A 20,811-nucleotide genomic window follows, 5' to 3' on the forward strand; every position below is an offset into this window, starting at 1 on the left:
TATCACAAAAAAAAGTGGGGTAAAAAATGGCTCAAATTGATTTAATTCTAAGAAATGCAAAAATTACCACGTTGAATCCACAGCAACCTGAGGCTCAGGCAATTGCAATTACAGCGGGCAAGATCATTGCCGTTGATGATAACGATAAAATTATGAAAATGGCGACATCGACTACGAAAGTTGTTGATTTAAATGGTCGTCGCGTAATTCCTGGTTTAAATGACAGTCACTTGCATTTAATTCGTGGTGGTTTGCATTATAACATGGAGTTACGGTGGGAAGGTGTTCCCTCAGTTGCTGATGCATTACGGTTGTTGAAAGAGCAGGCTGAAAATACACCAGCTCCTCAATGGGTACGTGTAGTTGGTGGTTGGAATGAATTTCAATTTGTTGAACGTCGTCTACCGACATTGGATGAGATCAATAAAGCGGCGCCTGATACACCAGTATTTATTTTACATCTATATGCTAAAGCGATGCTCAATTGTGCTGCTTTAGATGCGCTTGGTTTTAATAAAGACACGCCTGATCCACCAGGAGGCACGATTCAACGCAATGAAAAAGGTGAACCGACAGGTTTATTGTTGGCAACACCTTCAGCGATGATTTTGTATTCAACTTTGGGCAAAGCACCAATTCTTGAACGTGACGATCAAGTCAATTCAACACGTCACTTTATGCGTGAGCTAAATCGTTTAGGAATTACTTCATTAATTGATGCGGGCGGTGGTGGGCAAAACTATCCCGAAGATTATGATGTGATACAACATTTGCACCAAAAAGAGCAAATGACGGTACGTGTTGCTTATAACTTATTTGCGCAGAAAGCAGGTCAGGAATATCAGGATTATCAAAAGTGGACTGAGATGACCTTTCCTGGAGATGGCGATGCTTTTTTACAAATGAATGGTGCGGGCGAGAATTTGACATGGTCTGCTGCTGATTTTGAAAACTTTCTAGAACCTCGTCCAGAACTCACCAAGGGTATGGATGCTGAATTAGAGCGCATCGTGGAATTGCTCGCTGAGAAGAAATGGCCATTTCGTATTCATGCCACTTATGACGAAAGTATTGAGCGTTTTCTGAATGTCTTTGAGCAAGTCAATGAGCGTAAACCGTTTGCCACTCGATTTATTATTGATCATGCAGAAACGGTGTCAGAAAAGAACATTGAGCGAATTGGTGCTTTGGGTGGCGGTATCGCAATTCAACATCGTATGGCCTTCCAAGGTGAATACTTTGTCGACCGTTATGGTGCGGATGCAGCCAAAGCTACGCCACCCGTGAAAAAGATGCTTGAGTTAGGTGTGCCAGTCGGAGCAGGTACAGATGCAACCCGAGTTGCCTCATATAATCCTTGGGTTTGTCTATATTGGTTAACCACTGGAAAAACTGTGGGTGGATTACCGTTATACGATGAGAAAAATTTATTAGACCGTCAGACTGCATTGAAACTTTGGACCAAAGGTTCGGCATGGTTCTCAGGGGAAGCAGATGTGAAGGGTGCTTTGGTGCAAGGTGAGTTAGCTGATTTAGTTGTGCTATCTGATGATTATTTCTCAATTGAGGCTGAAGAAATAAAAAATATTGAATCAGTAATGACCGTATTAGGTGGAAAAATCGTATATGCGGGTGCTGAATTTAAACAGGATGATTCACCTTTACCTCCAGCCTCGCCAACATGGTCGCCTGTGAGAAAATTTGGTGGGTATTGGAGAGCTACAGAAAATCGCAATGCGCCGTCTCATCAACCATTGCAAGCTAAGTCAGCCGCTTGTGCATGTACCAATAGTTGCGGCATGCATGGTCATAGTCATGCATGGGTTCTCGATGTCCCAGTGAAAGATAAAAAATCTTTTTGGGGAGCTTTAGGTTGTTCGTGCTTCGCTTTCTAACGATTTCTTTTGCTGAGGTATGACTTTATTACGTCATACCTCGGAGATTGCTGCCATGAAAATGTATTTCTTATCATTAGGTGTGGGACTGCTGGTGGGGGTGTTGTATTACGTTTTGAATGTACGCTCGCCAGTTCCACCCATTGTTGCTTTAGTTGGATTGTTGGGGATGGTGGTAGGTGAAAAGCTTATTCCATTGATCAAAGATATTTTCCCCTCATAATCGATACAGTTAGGTTTTATAAATGGTTCAGAAAAATCAATCTTGCTCTGATCTGTAAAAAGATTATTGGATGCGCAATCCAATAATTTGATGAGATTAGGAGTAGTTAGAACAGAACTTAATAAGCGATTGCGAACAGAGTTACATTCGGAAAATGAAGACAATCAAATCATAGATTCTAAAAAATCCAGCATAGGTTTTTGGACTGAACTCACGTTTAAACTTCTAATCAAACAGTGTAAGAAATAATAAATTAGGTGGAAATGATGCAAACAGAATTTGAAAAAAAACATAGCGTCTGGCGTACATGCCGTGATCCTGTTCTATTGACTATCGTTGGTGGTGCGATCGATACCATTGGTTTTATTGCCTTATTTGGATTTTTTACAGCACATGTGACAGGTAACTTGGTGTTGGCTGGCGCAGCGTGGGTGAAAGGTGGTGCAGGCTTATGGATCAAACTAGCTGCTATTCCGCTATTTATTCTTACTGTAGCAATTACGAAATATTTGATTGATAAAAGCAGTCAGAAAAGTAAAACCTTATGTGCTTTATTTCTAGCAGAAGCGATTTTCCTCACAGCTTTTATGTTGGCAGGTATTTACTTCGAACCATTTACTGATCCAGATAGTATTACCATTGCGGTGACAGGGGGATTGGGACTTATTGCTTTGGCGATACGTAATACCTCAAGTAAAACACTGATTAAGCACATTAGTCCAAGCACAATGATGACAGGGAACACCACCCAACTTGGTATTGATATTTCAAATTATCTTCGGAATCGTACCGCAGACCATCGTAGTAAGCTTGAGCATAGTCTAAGTATTGTTTTAGGTTTCGTGATTGGGGCTTTTTTAGGTGCATTGCTCTATGTTTATTTAGATTTCTGGAGTGTTGCTTTCTTTATTTTACCCGTCTTGTATCTGTCATTTTTAGCTTCTCAAAACCGCTTTATCATGCCTGAAACTTAGAGTATAGAAATGAATAAAAGCAGATTGGAAGCAATAAGTGATGGTGTGATTGCAATTGTCATTACCGTAATGTTAATCGAACTTAATATTCCGCAGGGCAATACTTTTGCCGCTTTACAACATGAGTTACATACCATCCTAAGTTATGTACTGAGTTTTATTTATCTTGGGATTTATTGGAATAATCATCACCATTTATTTCAATTAGTCAAAACTGTGAATGGAAAAATCATGTGGATTAATCTGCATCTGATTTTTTGGTTGACCCTGATACCGTATACAACCGCTTGGTCAGCTCAAAGCAATTATGCAGCTATACCTACAGCGGCTTTTGCTTTTATTTTATTCATGTGTTCACTGTCTTATGATATTCTCGAGCGGTTGATTATGCGCGAGCAGGGTGATACCTCTATAGCTCGGAAAGTCTTGGGCAAAGATAAGAAACTTGCTGCTTCTGTTGTATTGTACGCCAGTTCGATTTTTTTAAGTTTTGTTGATACCCGTATTACTTTATTTATCCTGATCTTGTTGGCGGTATTGTGGTTCTTTCCAAATAAGCATATTGAAGATTATTGTTCAGCAAAACAAGAATGAGGGTTATGCTGATTGGGTGAGAGGAAAACTTACAAAATGAGCTATTTAAATTTTTCTCTGATGCTTTGTGGTTTACTTTCACTCAGTGCATGTCAGGTGATTCATTTAAAAGAAGAAAAATTAAGTCACTCATTGAAAAGTAAAGTTGATAACTTTCTCATCACGAATAAATTTAGTTATCAAACGGAAAACTTTCTGTATTTGACGAAAACAAATCAAGCACATTGTCTGAATAACGTCGATGATTGTGTGAATCAAATAAAAAAAATAAATGGTAAAGAAGATGATCTCTATGCCGCCGTGAGTGAAATCTATTTAGCTAAAGCCATGAGTATCAATACTGATAAATGTAATCGACTCGGCAAGACAAATAATTGTTTGGATCAGAAATTACGCTTTCTGGATAAGAGCCTTCGTCATAGTTATGCATATCTTTTTAAGTCAAATAGTTCAGCTCAAGAACGTATTTTTGATTATCGTTTGAATCAAGTACGAATTATTTATAATGTTTCCATTTCCCAAATGCTCACAAGTGCATTTAAACGTGATGGTCGATTGAACGATATTTGCTTTGAATCTCACTGTTATCTTTTGGATTTTAAAAAATATCCCGCATTAGAGACACTTCAACTAAACGCTTTTAAATCTAGTTATAACATGAACTTTTCTGGGTTTAATATTGTGAACCGTCAGGATGGTTTAGGTGCGGAGTTTGTTGCTGAGCGTGACGAAAAACCGATTCAGCCGAAATTTATTTTAAATCCCTATGATTATTTTAAAGACCGACCAAATCCAAATATCCATCAGCCTAAATTCTTTCCAATTACTGCCATAGCAGAACCTAAAAAAGCCAGTAACACCAATGAGATACTAGGCAATACAAATTTTAAGATACATTTATTTGATCCATTTCAAACAACACGAGTTGAAGTTGAAGGCTCCTCTTATGTCATCACAGGAAATTATTCCGCGCCCTATGGTGCTTGGCTGGCTAAAAACAATTTAGGTGCGCTCGGTTATTGGACTTTAATTAATAAAGAACGAAATTTGATCATGCCGCATTTGTATATGTTGGAACCCTATCATCCACAAAAAAAAGTGGTGGTCTTGATTCATGGTCTAGCCAGCAGTCCTGAGGCTTGGGTTTCTTTGACCAATGATATTATTGGGGCGGAAGATCTCAGAGAAAACTATCAAGTTTGGAATGTTTTTTATTCGACCAATATGCCAATTTTTGAAAGTCGTTATCAAATTCATGCTTTGCTGCAGCAAGCATTTAATCAATTTGATACCTCAAGCCAAGCTCATCACCAAGCTGTTTTGATTGGACATAGTATGGGTGGCGTGATTAGTCGATTACTTGTGAGTCAGGCAGATATTTCATCAGCAGCGATACAGAAAATGAATGCAGCACAGTTGTCCCAATATCAACAACAAGCTGCCATAAAACAACGTTTTCAATTTGTGCCCTTAACCAATTTTTCTAGAGCCATATTTATCGCTGCACCTCATCAAGGTACACAATATGCTGATCGCTGGTTTACACAAATTGCTCGCAAAATTATAAAACTGCCTTATAAGTTTTATACTGCGGTTGAGCAAGGTCAGGGGTTAGGCAAGCCCCACCAAAAAGGTTTGATTGAAAATGGCGCTGGTGATTTGAGTCATGGTTCTAACTTTATGCAGCTCAGTAAACAGATTCAACCTGAAACAAATGTTATTTATCATTCGATTGTTGGCAATACAACTTCATTGAAGGCAGTTGATAAAATGACGGATGGAATTGTGCCATATCAAAGTTCTCATTTACCCAACGCTGCCTCAGAGTTGATTATTCGTGGTGGACATTCTATCCAAGAAACCCCTGAAGCGATTTTGGAAATACGACGTATATTGCGTTTGCATTTGACTAAAACACAAACAAGCTCATCTCAATAATAAAACCCCCTAAGATTAATGATTCTCTTAGGGGTTAAGCATGCGTTTAAGGCGCGATAAAGTGACTTACTATTGGTAAGAACCGTAAGCGAAGAAAATCCAGCGATAAAACTAGCGATATAAGCCAAACCCAGATTCGGGATTAAAGCAAAAACAAACATGGTCAGTGCTGTGCCTAAACCACCAATTGATCGGTATTTAACTTCACAAAAAAAGCGACCTCATAAGAAAAAGCCGCGAAGTACGCCGCTGCCTAAGGCTAAACTATTTGAAAAGTTGAGATAGCACTAAATGAATATGATATTGAGTGGTAGATTTTTTGTTAAAGTTATATAAAATTTAAGAATTCCCATATTTCTTTATAAGCGCATTCATTTGATGATTAGAATATTAATATTTTGTATAAGCTTAGTGGTTATTAGTCCTGTGTATAGTACTGACGTTTTTTTCGAAAAAAAACCATCCATCTTAATTGCTAAAGATGATGAGGTTTATAGTAAGAATAACAGCAGTGAAAATGTAGATTTTTTTGAGTTATCACAGCAACTAAAAATAAAATGGGCAAATCAAAAGTATAATTATGCTACACAAAGATCTGAAGATCTATTTCACACTTCTAATATGAGCGCTTATGATAAAGCTCAATATACTGGCCAAAATAGGTCTTTAGATAATAAAAGATATTCGAAGCTCATTGAGTCTACGTCTGATAGACGAGTAATTTCAGAAGAAGAATATCAAGAGCAAATGAAGCAAAATAGGAAAAAAGAAATCGATGATAGATATTTACTATACATCTTGGATAAGTAATTTCAGAAGAAGGATGCCAACAGCAAATGAAGCAACATAGAAAAAATTTCATTGATAATTGCTTTCAATTTTAGCAGTCAGCTTCAACAAACAAAAATAAGTAATAATTGTGGATGTAATTTTCTAAATTAATGAAATAGTCTGGTGGCAATGATCATTAGATTCACAGAATTAGGTCACCCTAATACCTAAGTTGCCACTTAAATTTGTGTCACTTAGGAATCACGGCATATTAGATTTTTGATATACCGCTAAAAATGTACTGTTATTTTTACGGTACAAAAAGATATTTAACGGTACAACGTGTTAAAGAAGAAAGAATGAAAATCTTGTTTTGTAAGGGTTTTGGAGCTATTTGATACTTAATTTTGGTGCGCTCAGCGGGACTCGAACCCACGCCACAGGCTTCGGAGACCTGTACTCTATCCAGTTGAGCTATGAGCGCATGCGAGCCACATCATAGGGAAAAAAAACAGGCAGGTAAATATGTATACCTGAACAAAGCTGTTTCTTGGCTATTAAAGCAGCAGTTTTAAGTTCCAATGGCCTGATTATGTACTCACAATACTATAAGTGCTCTACAGAATAATTAATTAATCTAAGTGTTTGATTCAGCTGGGTAGGTGTAATGCGAGACTCTTGCAATGAAGTGATCCATTGCATTTGACAGGCTTTCAGTTCAGGTAAAGTTTTTACTTTCTGAATCTGTTGGATTAAAGGGCGTGCCATCAAGCCACAATAATTGCTCAATGTTTGGATCATCAGTTGCTGAATTTCTACAAATGCGAGTTTTTCTAAGTTTACTGCTTCCGAATCTATTATTTCTATCGCTTGAGGGGATGCTATTGGTTCACTCATCGCATTCCTCACATCTACAAGCGGAGCCGAATGACTTAACTTTTCGGAAGTATTATTTTCCTCATTTAGTTTAATTTGTATTTCATTCACTGGGCCTGGTGATGTGACTTGCTCAGCCAATAATCCCATCTCGATTAATTGATGTATCAGCTCTGTCGGTGCGAGCTTTTCTTTATGGTTTTGGTTTAGTTCATGAAAATCTTCGTGATCAATTAAAAGTAATAAGCGGCGTTGACGTGCAGTTAAAGTAATATTCCGTTGTTTTAAAGCAGTCTGTCCTAGCTCAGTTTTAAAATAATGTGACATCTTTTCGTCTTTCCCCAATCAAGACTTTGATAGGGGGCTAAGATAGAGTTGAAACGTGACAATTATATTAACAATTTATTAAATATCATGATTTTGCTTTAAATAAATGAAAATTGTGAACGATGAATCTATTTGATCAACTGTGTTTCCAGTGCTTTTCGTAAATAGACATCAAGGTCATTTTGACGAAGCAGCCATTGTACATAATCTGCTGGTAAATCCTGAATAGCAGTTCCCTTGTGTTTTCCAAAACTCAGAGATTTCGGGATACGGGCTTCTTCAGAGGCGAGGTAAAGTTGCTCGATATTTTGAATATTAAGGTGATGAATAATATGCATCAAAATATTGGCAGTTAAGATGATATCTGCATCTGCACGATGTGCGCCTTTCAACATTTCTCTTGCTTTATCACTGCCTTTTGAAATTAAGTAGATTAATGCTGAAATGTTATGTGCTTCAGCATCAGGCCATACGTGGCGTGCCAAGGCAAGTGTGCAGATTGGTTTCAACCGAGAGATTTCCACACCACAACGTGCGATTGCTGCAATGTCATAATCAATATTGTGGCCAATAATATAAGTTGTTTCTTCGGGAAGCTGGAATTCTTTATAAAAGGGTTGGTCAGCCAAATCAGATTCTAAAATATGATGGACGGCCATGGCTGCGAAGGATATAGGTTGACCGACTTGATATAACTGATCAAAAATTTTCTTTTTGTCTAAACTGAGTTTGCCGCTTGCTATTTCTATAGGGGCGTAGGCAATTTCAATTGGCAAACCATTTAGTGTATGTGTTTCAGTATCTAGAATGATGGTTTGCATAGAAATTGGCCCGTTTAAAGTTGAAGTCTTGCCCTTATCTTACAAGAAAATGGGTTTAAATATATTTTGAATACAAATTAGAAGATTGAATTCTGCATCTTTAAACGCTGTGATGTATAAATAGAAACCAAAATTAAAAAGAGCTTGAAATAAAGCGTGATTAGGCGTAATTCTTGTAGAGATAACACGACTTTAGAAACGTGATTTCTAAAGCGAATAATGATAACGAAAATAGTTAAGGGAAAATCAAATGAAAAAGAAGTTATTGACGGTTGTGATACTGAGTTCTAGCGTGTTTTTTACCGCTTGTGGTGGCGGAGATGGAAATACAAGCTATATACCCAAACCAACGATACCTGAAAATAATATTCAACAGCCTGTAGTTGGCATACCAGAGCCTTATACAAAATCCGATTTTAGTGCAGTAGCATCTGAAAGCTTGGTGATGACCTATAAAATGCTAGGGCAGAATGATAAAGAGACTATGGCAACTAGCCTGCTGTTTGTTCCAAGTGGTCCAATGCCTGCAACGGGATGGAAGATTGTTGCATGGGCGCATGGTACAACTGGCGTTGCGGATCAATGCGCGCCAAGTCGTCAAGCAACCCATGTGGCTATTCAAACTATGATTAGCCAATTCCTGACAGCAGGTTATGTGGTAGTTGCACCTGATTATGAAGGCTTAGGAGAACCAAGTGGGCGTGAGCTACATCCTTTTTTAAATCTAAAAAGTGAAGCTTATTCGATTACTGATGCTGTGGTCGCTGCACGAGCTTATCTATCTAGTCGTGGAAAACTCACTTCAAGACAATGGATGACAGTCGGGCATTCTCAGGGTGGGCATGCAGCTTTGGGGGTCGCACAATACGCAAGTCGAGCCAAGCTTGATTACAAAGGAACTATTGCGATTGCGCCAGCATCAAATCTTGAACTTATATTAAGAAGGGGGGAAGAGTCAGTTGAGAATGCACCTATTGGGCAAAAAATTGGTATGTATGCGCAACTGGATACTTACACCGCATTGATTACCGCTGGACTACGTAATCTCCAGCCTACTTTTAGCTATTTAAATATTTTTAAGTCGCCTACAGATGAAATCGCAAGTCGAGCTGAAATGGATTGTGCAGATGTATTAGGAGGTAAGTTTGGTGCTGCTATGCAAATGTATTTGGAGAGCAATGTTGATTTAACAAACTATCCTCGTACGCAAACAAATTTCATGACGATTCCATTGGTTAAAACGTTTTTAGAAAAGGATTCTCAACCAGCTCAAGTTAAACTAAATCAGCCAGTAATCATTTATCAAGGTGCGAAAGATACAACTGTTCCAAAATTAGCCACAGATGCATTGGTATTGAGTGCAAGGAATAAAGGTTCGAACATTCAGTATATTACAAATGCCGAATGGGATCACGGTACAGTTTATGGTAACAATATTTTGAATATTGTGAATGATGTAAAAATGGCAATGCCTGCTAATAACTAATTCATTGGGAATAATTTGCAAATAAATTATTCCCGAATTTTTACTTTTAAAAAAGCAATATCAGAACATATTGTTTCAGTCGGCTCGTGCTTATAGATTTCTGATTTAAAATCAATTTTTTCAATGTCGTTGAAACCAAATGTTTTATAAATTTGCATACTTTCATTAACCGCTTGTTTGTATAATAGTCCAGCCGAAAAATATGCAATTAAGGCTAAAGATGAACTTACGAGCATAGCTAATGCTGACTCTATCAAAATTTCTTCGTAAGATTCCCATTTAACTAAAAAGAAAATATTTATTAAAAAACTTAATATAAAAAATGACAGTCCAATTGTTTTCTGTCTTTTTTTTAAACCTTCTATAGTGAAGCCATGTTGAGGAAGTGAGTAAATCAGATTTTGTTCTGGGTGATAGATTGCATACGCAAGACTTATGTCAGTGAAGCTATTGGGATCGATAACGACGTAGAGTTCATCATCCTCTTGAAAAAAAATATGTTGAGCAATCCCCATAACTGTATGATGAGCAATTTTAAAACTATATATCTTATAAGTTTTATTTATCTTATAAGCTAAAACGCGAGCATCAATATCAAACAACTTTGCTATGAGTGTTTGGGCTAAAGCAGCTTGCTCTTGTTCTATCTGAGTTTCATAATTCCGATTTCTTACACAATAAAAATCATATGTTTTTAAATGCTGAATTTTTCCGTTAATGCGAATCATTTTATCTAGACAATTAATTATAAAGCTCAATGATAACTTTAAGGAAAATTCTTAATTAATCAAAAGTGAAATTTTTATCAACATGAGCAATTTTTATTGAGAATTAAGCAAACTTCATTCTTCTTACTTATAAACTTCGTGCTACAATACGCACCAATCTTTAGCACGGCTTAAAAGCCCTAATTTATAGGACCCTCCGCTAATGTTTGCCAATATCTCTATTGCTGAATTTGATCCAGAATTAGCTCAAGCGATTGCTTCTGAAGGCGACCGCCAAGAAGCGCATATTGAGTTAATTGCTTCTGAAAACTATTGCTCTAAAGCTGTAATGGAAGCTCAAGGCTCAAAACTTACTAACAAATATGCAGAAGGCTATCCGGGCAAACGCTACTATGGCGGTTGTGAATATGTTGATGTAATCGAGCAACTTGCAATTGACCGTGCAAAAGAATTGTTTGGTGCAGATTATGCAAATGTTCAGCCACACGCAGGTTCACAAGCAAACTCTGCAGTTTACTTAGCATTGCTTAACCCTGGCGATACAGTTTTAGGTATGAGCTTAGCGCATGGTGGTCACTTAACTCACGGTGCTAAAGTAAGCTTCTCAGGTAAAACATATAACGCGATTCAATATGGTTTAAACCCAGAAACGGGTGAAATCGATTATGAAGAAGTAGAACGTTTAGCTTTAGAACATAAGCCACGCATGATCGTTGCTGGTTTCTCAGCATATAGCCAAGTTGTAGACTGGCAGCGTTTCCGCGATATCGCGGATAAAGTTGGGGCTTACTTATTTGTTGATATGGCACACGTTGCAGGCTTAGTTGCTGCTGGTGTTTATCCAAACCCAGTTCAAATTGCTGATGTTACAACGACGACAACGCATAAAACACTTCGTGGTCCACGTTCTGGTTTGATCCTTGCAAAAGCAAACGAAGAAATTGAGAAAAAACTTCAATCAGCTGTATTCCCAGGCAACCAAGGTGGTCCTTTGATGCATGCGATTGCTGCTAAAGCAATTTGCTTCAAAGAAGCAATGTCTGAAGAGTTTAAAACTTACCAACAACAAGTTGTTAAAAATGCTCAGGCAATGGCAGAAGTTCTAATTGCGCGTGATTACGATGTTGTTTCTGGCGGTACAGAAAATCATTTATTCTTATTGTCTTTGATCAAACAAGATGTAACGGGTAAAGATGCTGATGCTTGGTTAGGTGCAGCACATATCACTGTGAACAAAAACTCAGTTCCAAATGATCCACGCTCTCCATTCGTCACTTCTGGTATCCGTATCGGTACTCCAGCAGTTACCACGCGTGGTTTTGGTGAATCGGAAGTTCGTGAACTAGCTGGTTGGATCGCTGACATCATCGATAGTAAAGGTGATGAGAAAGTTATTGCTGATGTGAAAGCTAAAGTTGAAGCAGTTTGTGCAAAATTCCCTGTATATGCAGATTAATTTGTATATCTAAAAAAGCGCCGTAAGGCGCTTTTTTATTATCTAATAAAAATGGATTTGATTTTATCAAGCCCATAAAAAAGCACCCGTAGGTGCTTAGCTTTTATCAATGACGACGATGCTTTTTCTTTTTCCATTTTTTCTTTTGGTTCTGGCGTTGGTCGTAATCACGATCTTGACCTACTTTTCGACCCAAAGCTGCACCGCCCGCAGCACCTGCTGCTGCTCCAATATAACCACCAGTCGTACCACCCATGTTACGACCTACAGCATAACCACCAACACCACCTAAACCGCCACCAATTGCAGCTTCGGTACGAGTACGTTTGCTACTTGCCGCAGCAGCGCCACCAGCACCACCTACAGCAGAACCAATGAGAGCACCATTATGACCGCCCATTTCTTTACCAATCGCAGTACCTACAACACTACCCAGCGCAGAGGTAGCAGCAACACGTGTTGCATTATCAGCATATGCTGTCGTTGCTACAGTTGAGCCCGCTAAGATCGCACCCAATAATAAAATATTTGCTTTCATTTTGACTCCATGTCCATCATCTATCGGACATCATTTCTAATGGCTGCAAATGTAACAAAGTTTGAGTGATAAATTGTGAAGAGTATTCACCGTATTATTGCGGTTTAGTGAATGGGTTGTAATGTTTTGTTGCGGTAAGCTTTATATTTGAACTTACTTTATAAGTTATCCATAAAGCCCATGGGAGGTTTCAACAGACTGAATGAATTATCGTTATCTAAGCAACATAATTTGTGATGAAATGATGCCGTAATATTAAGTTAGCCAGTTTCTCTATGTCTTTTGATCCGTAGAATCTGTAAACTATGCGCAATTTTTTGATTTTACTCGTGCTTCTTTTTTGATTTGCACCGAGTTTTTAGATTTTGAGATATTCCGCCCATGAAAGCATCACTCCGTTTAAGACTAGATCAACTTTGTGATCGTCACGAAGAGCTGACTGCATTACTCGCTGATGTAGAAGTGATTTCGGACAATAAACGTTTCCGTAAATTGTCTCGTGAACATAATGATTTAACTGAAATCACCGAAGTTTGGGGTAAATATCGTCAAGCAGAAGAAGACATTGAAACTGCTGAAATGATGAAATCAGATCCAGATTTCAAAGATATGGCAGAGGAAGAAATTAAAGAAAATAAAGCACTATTAGTTGAGCTTGAAGATCAATTGAATGTGTTAATGATTCCTAAAGATCCAAATGATGCCAATGCAGCTTATCTTGAGATTCGTGCAGGAACAGGTGGCGATGAAGCGGCAATTTTCTCTGGCGATCTATTCCGTATGTATAGTAAATATGCTGAAACGCAAGGTTGGCGTATTGAAGTACTTTCAGAAAATGAAGGTGAGCATGGCGGCTATAAAGAAGTGATTTGTCGCATTGATGGTGAAGGCGTATATGGCCGTCTGAAATTCGAAAGCGGTGCGCATCGTGTACAACGTGTACCTGCGACAGAGTCTCAAGGTCGTGTACATACTTCAGCGTGTACCGTTGCGATTCTTCCAGAAGTTGATGTCGATACTACAGTTGAAATTAATCCTGCGGATTTGCGTATTGATACTTACCGCGCTTCAGGTGCGGGTGGTCAGCACATTAACAAAACCGATTCTGCAGTACGTATTACCCATATTCCTTCTGGTGTAGTGGTGGAATGTCAGGAAGAACGTTCACAGCATAAAAACAAAGCCAAAGCGATGGCTCTGTTAGTGTCGAGATTAGAAAATGCCAAACGTGCAGCTGCCGACGCTGCAACTTCAGAAATGCGCCGTGACTTGGTTGGTTCTGGTGATCGTTCTGAGCGTATTCGTACCTATAACTACCCACAAGGTCGTATGACCGATCACCGTATCAATCTGACCTTATATAAGTTAGATGCGATTATGGAAGGGGATTTAACAGAATTGTTGGATAGCTTGCATCGTGAATATCAGGCCGATCAGTTAGCAATGCTTGCACAGGAAAATGGCGGCTGATGAATATCGCTCAAGCATTAGAAATCAAAGGTGAAATAGACAGCTATGAGCGTCAAGAAGCTCTATGGCTGCTTGAACACATTTTAGGTGTGAACTCTTTGGAATTAAAACTAAGACTTGAGCAAGAGTTAACTGAAATTCAAGAGCAAGCTTATCTAGATGGGCTTGCACGCATTGAACAAGGTGAACCACTGGCTTATGTCACAGGTTCACAGCCTTTCTGGACGCTCGATTTAAAAGTCACACACGATACTTTAGTACCGCGTCCAGATACCGAAATCCTTGTTGAAACTGTGTTAAAGCTGTCACTGGATCAGCATGCAAGTATTGTTGATTTAGGAACAGGAACGGGTGCAATTGCTCTGGCATTGGCAAGTGAGCGTCCGCAATGGTCTGTGACAGCAACTGATATTTACCAGCCCACATTGGACGTTGCTCAGGAAAATGCCTTAAAGCATGGTTTATCTCAGGTCAATTTTGCATGTGGGGCTTGGTTTGAGGCTTTAAGCCAACAAAAATTTGATCTAATCGTTTCTAATCCACCTTACATCGATCCTGATGATGTACATATGCAAAAGCTAAAATCTGAACCAGAACGGGCTTTGATTGCAGCTAATCACGGTTTGGCCGATATTGAAACAATCATTGCGCAAGGTAAAGATTGGTTAAAAGCAGAAGGTTGGATTGCCCTTGAACATGGATATGATCAGGGACAAGCCGTGCGTGAAATCTTTGAGCAGCACGGTTTTAACCAAATCCAGACCATCAAAGACTATGGTGGAAATGACCGCGTGAGCTTGGCACAAAAATAGACTAATTACTTTGCGTAGAATGCTTTACAGCTTGTGCCAACTCAATATTACCTTGTTGTTCTAAGCCCTCTACTATTCCCATCGCATCGATCGGATCACGATTTTGGCTCATTTTAAACTGGCCGACCATTTCAGATACCTGGATTTCAACAGCAACAATATGTCTTAATTCCTCTGCGATATATTCGCTTGGTGCATCTGACATTTTCCATGGTTTGTCCTGCTTGGCTTCATGTGTTCGAGTCAGGCGTGCCAAGATGCCACGTAAGATTTTTTCATCTTGAGAAAAATAAATTTTACCTTTGACATGAACCACTTGATAATTCCAAGTCGGCACATGCTGATGGTGTTGCTGTTTAGATGGATACCAATTGGGAGTGATGTATCCTTGTTGACCTTGGAAGATGACAAGGACTTCAGAACCATTTTCTATCTGTGTATGGAGTGGGTTGTTTTTGGCGATATGAGCAACTAAAGTCGCATTTTGTTCATCATCAACTAGCAACTCAACGGGTAAATGCATGGCATCTAGCCCCGAATTATTTTGTGTGATCAGGGTTGCAAAAGGATATTGGCGAATTAAATCATGTAAGACTTCTAAACGGTTTTCTTCAAATATTTTAGGGATGTACATGAGTTAATTCCATTCACTAGCCTAAGTAATTTAGACGATTTTGTTTGTTCGGTGCAGATTTTCGGTAACTTCCTGGACTCACGCCACTCCATTTTTTGAAAGCACGATGGAAAGCACTTGGATCATGGAAATTAAGATCATCACTAATACTTTGGATAGAGTCGTTAGTCTTGCTTAGTCTCTCAATCGCAATATCACAGCGAATATCATTTTTAAGTTGCTGGTAACTTACACCTTCTTGTTTTAGTCGTCTTTGAATCGTCGCTGTAGACATATTTAATTGTTGTGCAATGTCTTTCAGTTCAGCCCACTCTGATGGAGGTTGTAAGAGTAGCTGCCGACGAATTTGAAGACTAAGCGAATTTTCATTTTTAAAACGCACAATCAAGTTATAGGGTGTATGTCTCAGAAAGTCATTTAACGCTTGTTTGTCTTTTTTAATCTTATGTTTGAGATAATGTGCATCGAACTCAATACAATTTTGGGTTGCATGAAACTGGATGTTTTCACAAAAACGAATTCGATAATCTTGTATTTCCACAGGCTGATGGCATTTAAAAGACATCTTCTGAAATGCAATGCGTTGATCACTTAACCAACACATTAAGCTATGCACCAACATCAAGAACGTAGAATAGGTGAACATTCGTTTCGGTTGCTCACGATCATGCAGAATTAAATAAGCTTTGCTCCCATTTTGAACTAACTCACCATGAATATCATCAAGTACTAAACTCAGGAATTTTAGAATTTCTCGAATGGCTTGCTCTAATGTATCTGCTTCAAATGCAAGTTTCGCCAACAGCTTATAACTGCCTCGACGCATAGGGTGAGAGTCCATACCAAGAAACTCATCATTCATACTTTCAGCAAGTTCTGTCCATAATTGAGCACATTGAGTAACGGGAATACGAGCTTTGGCAGAAGTTAATAATTCAGCTGAAATCCCAGCTCGATTTGCAATGTTGACTATATTTAAGCCACGACTTGCAGCAACGCTTAATGCCTCACGTATCAAAGCATTTGAAATTGTATCTTTGGCAGAATTAAGGTCGATTGGAGAATTTTTGCTCATACACGCATGAAATACAGGAGAGTAAATAGTTGAATGCTCAAAAGTTGCATTAAATTTGCTACTTTTTGGAATTGTATCGAAAAAAAGTTGCGATTACTCTCAGTTATAAAAATTTATAGCTTTTAATTTGATAGGAAATGTAAATGAAAATTCAAGGAAAACATTTTGTTATTACCGGCGGTGGATCGGGACTAGGTGCAGCAACAGCTGAGTATTTAATTGAAAAAGGTGCTTCAGTGACTTTGGTGGATATGAATGCTGAGGTCGGAGAACAACAAGCCAAAGCTCTAGGTGCTCAAGCCGAGTTTGTTAAATTGGATGTAACTGATGAGCAAGCTGCAGAGCAGTTCTTTAAAGAAGTTGTTGAAAAGCACGGACAACTGCATGGATTGGTGAATTGTGCAGGGGTAGGGCCATCAGCAAAAGTAGTAGGGAAAGATGGTGTACATGATTTGGCAATGTTCTCCAAAGTTTTGCATATCAATGTTACTGGAACATTTAACATGCTGCGATTTGCGGCAGATGCAATGAGTAAAAATAGTGTTGAAGACGGTGATGAAGATCGAGGCGTGATTGTTAATACGGCTTCGGTTGCGGCTTTTGATGGTCAAATTGGTCAAGCGGCGTATTCAGCATCAAAAGGCGCTGTTGTTGCGATGACTTTGCCGATTGCACGTGAGTTAGCGCGTCATAGTATCCGTATCATGACAATTGCACCTGGTATCATGGAAACACCGATGTTGAAAGGTCTGCCACAAAATGTTCAAGATGCGCTTGGGCAAATGGTTCCTTATCCTTCACGATTAGGACGTCCTGAGGAGTTTGCTCGCTTAGTTGCTCATATCGCTGAAAACTCTTATCTCAATGGTGAAGTGATCCGTTTAGATGGCGCAATTCGTATGGCCGCAAAATAATTAGATCTATTTGAAAAGTGCAGTTAATGCTGTACTTTTCACTTTTTAATGTATCAGTTTGTAGCCTATTTTGACGCATTTCAAATTTGCTTATATAGTGATAATGAAAACTATTATCAAGATTGGATTGAGATCATGCGATATTTGAACAAAGGTTTACTTGCGTTATTGGTATGTTCGAGTGTAAGTATTTCAGCTTTTGCGAACTTTACTCAAGCACCTCTACCTTATAAAAGTGATGCTTTAGAGCCTGCTATCGATCAACAAACGATGGAAATTCACTATGGTAAACACCATAAAGCTTATGTCGATAATTTAAATGCTGAAATCAAGACCTTTCCACAATTGGATAAAATGAATATTGAGCAGATTCAGCAACAGATTTCTAAATATAATGCTGCAGTTCGCAATAATGGTGGTGGTCATTTTAACCATGCATTCTTTTGGGAAACATTAGCCCCAGCTGACAAAACAGGTAAAATTAGCCCTAAGTTACTTAAGCAGATCAATCAAGACTTTGGGTCCTTTAAAGCTTTTCAAGATCAATTTAATCAAGCAGCTACTAGCCGTTTCGGTTCAGGATGGGCATGGTTGATCGTAAATCCGCAGGGTAAATTAGAAGTTACTTCGACACCAAACCAAGATAACCCGCTAATGGATATTGCAGAGAAGAAAGGTCAACCTTTATTAGGTTTAGATGTTTGGGAACATGCATATTATTTGAAATATCAAAATCGTCGAGCTGATTACACCAAAGCATTTTGGAGCGTAGTGAACTGGAATAAAGTAAATGATCGCTATCAAAAAGCGAGCAAGTAATACTTGAAATAATTTTGGATAAATTTAAAAAGGTGATGGTAGCAACCATCACTTTTTTATTTAGGTCATTTTATTGATTTTCCCAACGCTTATACGCACGATTAAAGCTAGAGAGTGATGAATAACCTAAATTCCTTGCAATTTCATCTCTTGCCATAAAAGGATTCAGTAATAATTTTTGTGCTTTCGATTTTCTTACCTGATCATAAAGAATTTGAAAACTTACATTTTTCTCTTGTAGCATCCTTTGCAAAGTACGTTTGGTGAGATTGAGTTTTTGAGCAACTTGCTCAATATTGAGTAGACCTTCATTTTGATCATCGATCGTATTTTTAACACGATATAAAATATCTTGTGTCGCCACCAGCTCATCAAGCTCTTTCTGACATAATAATTTAAATTTTTCAGACGTCAGTGGGTCAGACATGCTTAATGGTGTCTCTAAAAATTTAGCTGAGCTTATTAAGCGAGTATGGGGTTGTTCATAATGTATTTCTGCAAAGCTAGATGCTAAAATATGTTCAAAACGAGAAAAATATTCAGGGCACTTACATTGTAGATCTATACTTGGTTTAAAATCTGGAATAAAGAACCTTACCAAATGCACAAAGCCAGTTAAAAAGAAAACACAGCTAAATTCATAAGCTTGTAAGTCACAAGGATTGTTAAAATCCATTACAGATTTATCATAAATAATATTGTAATAAGCCAATTCTTTTTCAACGACAAAATGTAAATCAACAAAAGAACATTGCAGACTCACAAATTGATTGATGGTTTGAATAGCATCAAGTGGATTCTTGGCAATTGCAACAGTGAAACCAAGTAAACCATGAGAACTGATTTTTAATTGTGTACTTGCAAAAAAACCAATGCCTTGCTCTTGAGTTAAATCAATCGCTCTGGCAATGACTTTTTTGAAAGAAGTTAGGCTAATTTTATAATTAATATCATGCAATTTTTCTATTTCTACACCTGTGCTCCAAAATAGTTCTGCTGCTGAAATATTCCATCGAGCTATAACTTCACTGAGTAAATGAACATAAGAACTACTAATAAAATGTGGATGATGAAGGCGGGGAATACTCATGATATTAGAAAAATTCCTTTTTCAATTTGGCTTAAATCTAATAAAAATTAAAACAGTAAACTTAATTTGGAAATGTTCATTCATCGGATTTTTTTCATTTCATACCAAAATTGGCGTGAATTGTTATGATTTTGGCATCATATGTTTTAGTCTAAAAATCACACAATATTTCGAAGGAGTATACTTTGCAAGTCCTGTGTATGTTAGGAATGGATCCTCATACATCCTTTAGGACTAAGTAGTTGTAATAAAAATCAAAAATGCTTGGAGCAAAAAAGTGAAGAAAAAATATTTCAATGCGATAGTTTTAACGACGGGCATGCTCATCAGCGGCGGATCAGTTGTACATGCTGGTTTGTTTAGTTTTCTATCACCAAAAGCATCATGGCAAAACTGTGATGTAAAATCTTGTTCAGTAGGTGGTAGCACCAATGTCACCTCTAGTTATGCAAAAACAAAATATCCGATTGTATTAACCCATGGAATGTCGGGGTTCTCGGCTGTAGGTCCGTTACAGTACTGGCATGGAATTACAGAAGATTTGGTGAGTAATGGTGCGAATGTATTTGTTACACAACAAGCAGCATTTAACTCATCGGAAGTACGCGGAGAACAACTGCTCTTACAGACCAAACAAATTTTAGCGATTAGTGGTGCTGAGAAAGTGAACTTGGTCGGGCATAGCCATGGAACACATTCAATTCGATATGTAGCTGGAATAATGCCAGATAAAGTTGCATCAGTTACCGCTGTTGCAGGACCAGGTAAAGGTTCAAATGTAGCGGATGTTGTCTATGACTTTACACAGTCACCCGTTGGTCCTATAGCTGCACCTATCATTTCTGCTGGCGTAAATGCATTTGGCGCGTTGATTGGAATAGGCTCAGGTAATTACTATGACCAAGATTCTTTGGCTGGACTTTGGTCACTGACGACTGCCGGGGCTGCAGAGTTTAATCAACGTTTCCCTGCGGGAATACCGATGACAGCATGTGGTTCAGGGCGAGAACTTGAAAGTAATGGGGTTCGTTATTATTCATGGACTGGAACAAGCCCATTTACAAATGCACTCGATCCATTTGATTATGCTTTAACAGCGACTTCACTCCTGATTCCAGGCGATAGTGATGGATTGGTGCCACGTTGCTCAAGCCATCTTGGTACCGTGATTCGTGATAACTATGCATTTAACCATCTTGATGAAGTGAATCAAGTCCTCGGTTTAGTTGGTTTCTTACAAAATCCTGTCACACCATTTCGTTTGCAAGCTAACCGTTTAAAAAATCTAAATTTATAAACAATATATGATAGGGGAGTAATTGATTTACCCCCTTAGCTCGATCATGGAAGTTGAAAATTAGTAGAGTAAT

Annotated in this window: 19 protein-coding genes, 1 tRNA gene and 2 pseudogenes; 13 read left to right on the forward strand and 9 right to left on the reverse strand. The window is 38.3% G+C overall.

Annotated features, from left to right (window positions below):
* Window positions 1-26: 26 nt before the first annotated feature.
* From DK207_RS05430 to DK207_RS05455, 6 genes are all read left to right on the forward strand, one after another.
* Window positions 27-1,895 carry an amidohydrolase gene (locus DK207_RS05430; protein WP_109440283.1) on the forward strand — a complete coding sequence of 623 codons (1,869 nt, stop codon included), beginning with the start codon at window positions 27-29 and terminating at the stop codon, window positions 1,893-1,895.
* Between the two features lie 55 nt (window positions 1,896-1,950).
* Window positions 1,951-2,118: a DUF1427 family protein gene (locus DK207_RS05435; protein WP_109440394.1), complete on the forward strand. Its 168-nt coding sequence runs from the start codon at window positions 1,951-1,953 to the stop codon at window positions 2,116-2,118.
* Between the two features lie 266 nt (window positions 2,119-2,384).
* The gene (locus tag DK207_RS05440) at window positions 2,385-3,092 is read left to right on the forward strand and encodes a YoaK family protein (RefSeq protein WP_109440284.1); all 708 of its coding nucleotides are present in this window, start codon (window positions 2,385-2,387) and stop codon (window positions 3,090-3,092) included.
* Window positions 3,093-3,101: 9 nt separating this feature from the next.
* Entirely contained in the window at window positions 3,102-3,686 is a 585-nt protein-coding gene (locus tag DK207_RS05445) for a TMEM175 family protein (protein WP_109440285.1), read from the forward strand.
* Between the two features lie 36 nt (window positions 3,687-3,722).
* On the forward strand, window positions 3,723-5,624 hold the full coding sequence (locus tag DK207_RS05450) for a lipase family alpha/beta hydrolase (protein ID WP_109440286.1): 1,902 nt from the start codon (window positions 3,723-3,725) through the stop codon (window positions 5,622-5,624).
* 426 nt (window positions 5,625-6,050) lie between these two features.
* Window positions 6,051-6,434 carry a hypothetical protein gene (locus DK207_RS05455; protein ID WP_416224657.1) on the forward strand — a complete coding sequence of 128 codons (384 nt, stop codon included), beginning with the start codon at window positions 6,051-6,053 and terminating at the stop codon, window positions 6,432-6,434.
* A 369-nt stretch (window positions 6,435-6,803) separates the two neighbouring features.
* On the opposite strand, the gene DK207_RS05460 is transcribed toward DK207_RS05455, so the two are convergent.
* The 4 genes and pseudogenes from DK207_RS05460 to DK207_RS05470 all read right to left on the reverse strand — a co-directional run bounded on the left by DK207_RS05460 (window position 6,804) and on the right by DK207_RS05470 (window position 8,419).
* Window positions 6,804-6,879 (reverse strand) — tRNA-Arg (locus DK207_RS05460).
* A gap of 122 nt (window positions 6,880-7,001) precedes the next feature.
* A pseudogene (locus tag DK207_RS16070) lies at window positions 7,002-7,238 on the reverse strand (hypothetical protein); the annotation flags it as partial.
* A 155-nt stretch (window positions 7,239-7,393) separates the two neighbouring features.
* Window positions 7,394-7,598, reverse strand: a pseudogene (locus DK207_RS16075) (hypothetical protein); the annotation flags it as partial.
* A gap of 128 nt (window positions 7,599-7,726) precedes the next feature.
* A complete protein-coding gene (locus DK207_RS05470) occupies window positions 7,727-8,419 on the reverse strand; it encodes a 3'-5' exonuclease (protein WP_109440289.1) in 693 nt (230 codons plus the stop codon).
* Between the two features lie 250 nt (window positions 8,420-8,669).
* Between DK207_RS05470 and DK207_RS05475 the strand changes: the two genes are divergently transcribed.
* Window positions 8,670-9,905, forward strand: coding sequence for an alpha/beta hydrolase (locus tag DK207_RS05475; RefSeq protein ID WP_109440290.1), 1,236 nt, complete (start codon window positions 8,670-8,672; stop codon window positions 9,903-9,905).
* Window positions 9,906-9,931: 26 nt separating this feature from the next.
* On the opposite strand, the gene DK207_RS05480 is transcribed toward DK207_RS05475, so the two are convergent.
* On the reverse strand, window positions 9,932-10,633 hold the full coding sequence (locus tag DK207_RS05480) for a hypothetical protein (RefSeq protein WP_109440291.1): 702 nt from the start codon (window positions 10,631-10,633) through the stop codon (window positions 9,932-9,934).
* Between the two features lie 202 nt (window positions 10,634-10,835).
* Here DK207_RS05480 and glyA point away from each other — a divergent pair, with 202 nt between their 5' ends.
* On the forward strand, window positions 10,836-12,089 hold the full coding sequence (gene glyA, locus DK207_RS05485) for a serine hydroxymethyltransferase (protein ID WP_109440292.1): 1,254 nt from the start codon (window positions 10,836-10,838) through the stop codon (window positions 12,087-12,089).
* Between the two features lie 106 nt (window positions 12,090-12,195).
* Here glyA and DK207_RS05490 read toward each other — a convergent pair whose 3' ends face one another.
* Window positions 12,196-12,627: a hypothetical protein gene (locus DK207_RS05490; protein ID WP_109440293.1), complete on the reverse strand. Its 432-nt coding sequence runs from the start codon at window positions 12,625-12,627 to the stop codon at window positions 12,196-12,198.
* Between the two features lie 381 nt (window positions 12,628-13,008).
* Between DK207_RS05490 and prfA the strand changes: the two genes are divergently transcribed.
* The gene (prfA, locus tag DK207_RS05495) at window positions 13,009-14,097 is read left to right on the forward strand and encodes a peptide chain release factor 1 (protein ID WP_109440294.1); all 1,089 of its coding nucleotides are present in this window, start codon (window positions 13,009-13,011) and stop codon (window positions 14,095-14,097) included.
* Window positions 14,097-14,909, forward strand: coding sequence for a peptide chain release factor N(5)-glutamine methyltransferase (gene prmC, locus DK207_RS05500; protein ID WP_109440295.1), 813 nt, complete (start codon window positions 14,097-14,099; stop codon window positions 14,907-14,909). The genes prfA and prmC overlap by 1 nt, the downstream gene beginning before the upstream one ends.
* Window position 14,910: 1 nt before the next feature.
* Here the strand turns inward: prmC and DK207_RS05505 are convergent, their stop codons facing one another.
* Together DK207_RS05505 and DK207_RS05510 are read right to left on the reverse strand one after the other, a co-directional pair.
* Window positions 14,911-15,543: an FMN-binding negative transcriptional regulator gene (locus DK207_RS05505; RefSeq protein ID WP_109440296.1), complete on the reverse strand. Its 633-nt coding sequence runs from the start codon at window positions 15,541-15,543 to the stop codon at window positions 14,911-14,913.
* 16 nt (window positions 15,544-15,559) lie between these two features.
* On the reverse strand, window positions 15,560-16,618 hold the full coding sequence (locus tag DK207_RS05510; protein WP_109440297.1) for an AraC family transcriptional regulator: 1,059 nt from the start codon (window positions 16,616-16,618) through the stop codon (window positions 15,560-15,562).
* Between the two features lie 143 nt (window positions 16,619-16,761).
* On the opposite strand from DK207_RS05510, the gene DK207_RS05515 reads away from it, so the two are divergent.
* Complete coding sequence (locus tag DK207_RS05515; RefSeq protein WP_109440298.1) at window positions 16,762-17,532, forward strand: 3-hydroxyacyl-CoA dehydrogenase; 771 nt, start codon at window positions 16,762-16,764, stop codon at window positions 17,530-17,532.
* 135 nt (window positions 17,533-17,667) lie between these two features.
* Window positions 17,668-18,351 carry a superoxide dismutase gene (locus DK207_RS05520; protein ID WP_109440395.1) on the forward strand — a complete coding sequence of 228 codons (684 nt, stop codon included), beginning with the start codon at window positions 17,668-17,670 and terminating at the stop codon, window positions 18,349-18,351.
* 70 nt (window positions 18,352-18,421) lie between these two features.
* Here DK207_RS05520 and DK207_RS05525 read toward each other — a convergent pair whose 3' ends face one another.
* Window positions 18,422-19,441, reverse strand: a complete 1,020-nt coding sequence (locus DK207_RS05525; protein WP_109440299.1) for an AraC family transcriptional regulator — start codon at window positions 19,439-19,441, stop codon at window positions 18,422-18,424.
* Window positions 19,442-19,718: 277 nt separating this feature from the next.
* Here DK207_RS05525 and DK207_RS05535 point away from each other — a divergent pair, with 277 nt between their 5' ends.
* The gene (locus DK207_RS05535; protein ID WP_109440301.1) at window positions 19,719-20,738 is read left to right on the forward strand and encodes a lipase family alpha/beta hydrolase; all 1,020 of its coding nucleotides are present in this window, start codon (window positions 19,719-19,721) and stop codon (window positions 20,736-20,738) included.
* Window positions 20,739-20,811: the final 73 nt, after the last annotated feature.

It is taken from the genome of Acinetobacter haemolyticus (assembly GCF_900406815.1).
GTDB classification, from domain to species: domain Bacteria; phylum Pseudomonadota; class Gammaproteobacteria; order Pseudomonadales; family Moraxellaceae; genus Acinetobacter; species Acinetobacter haemolyticus_A.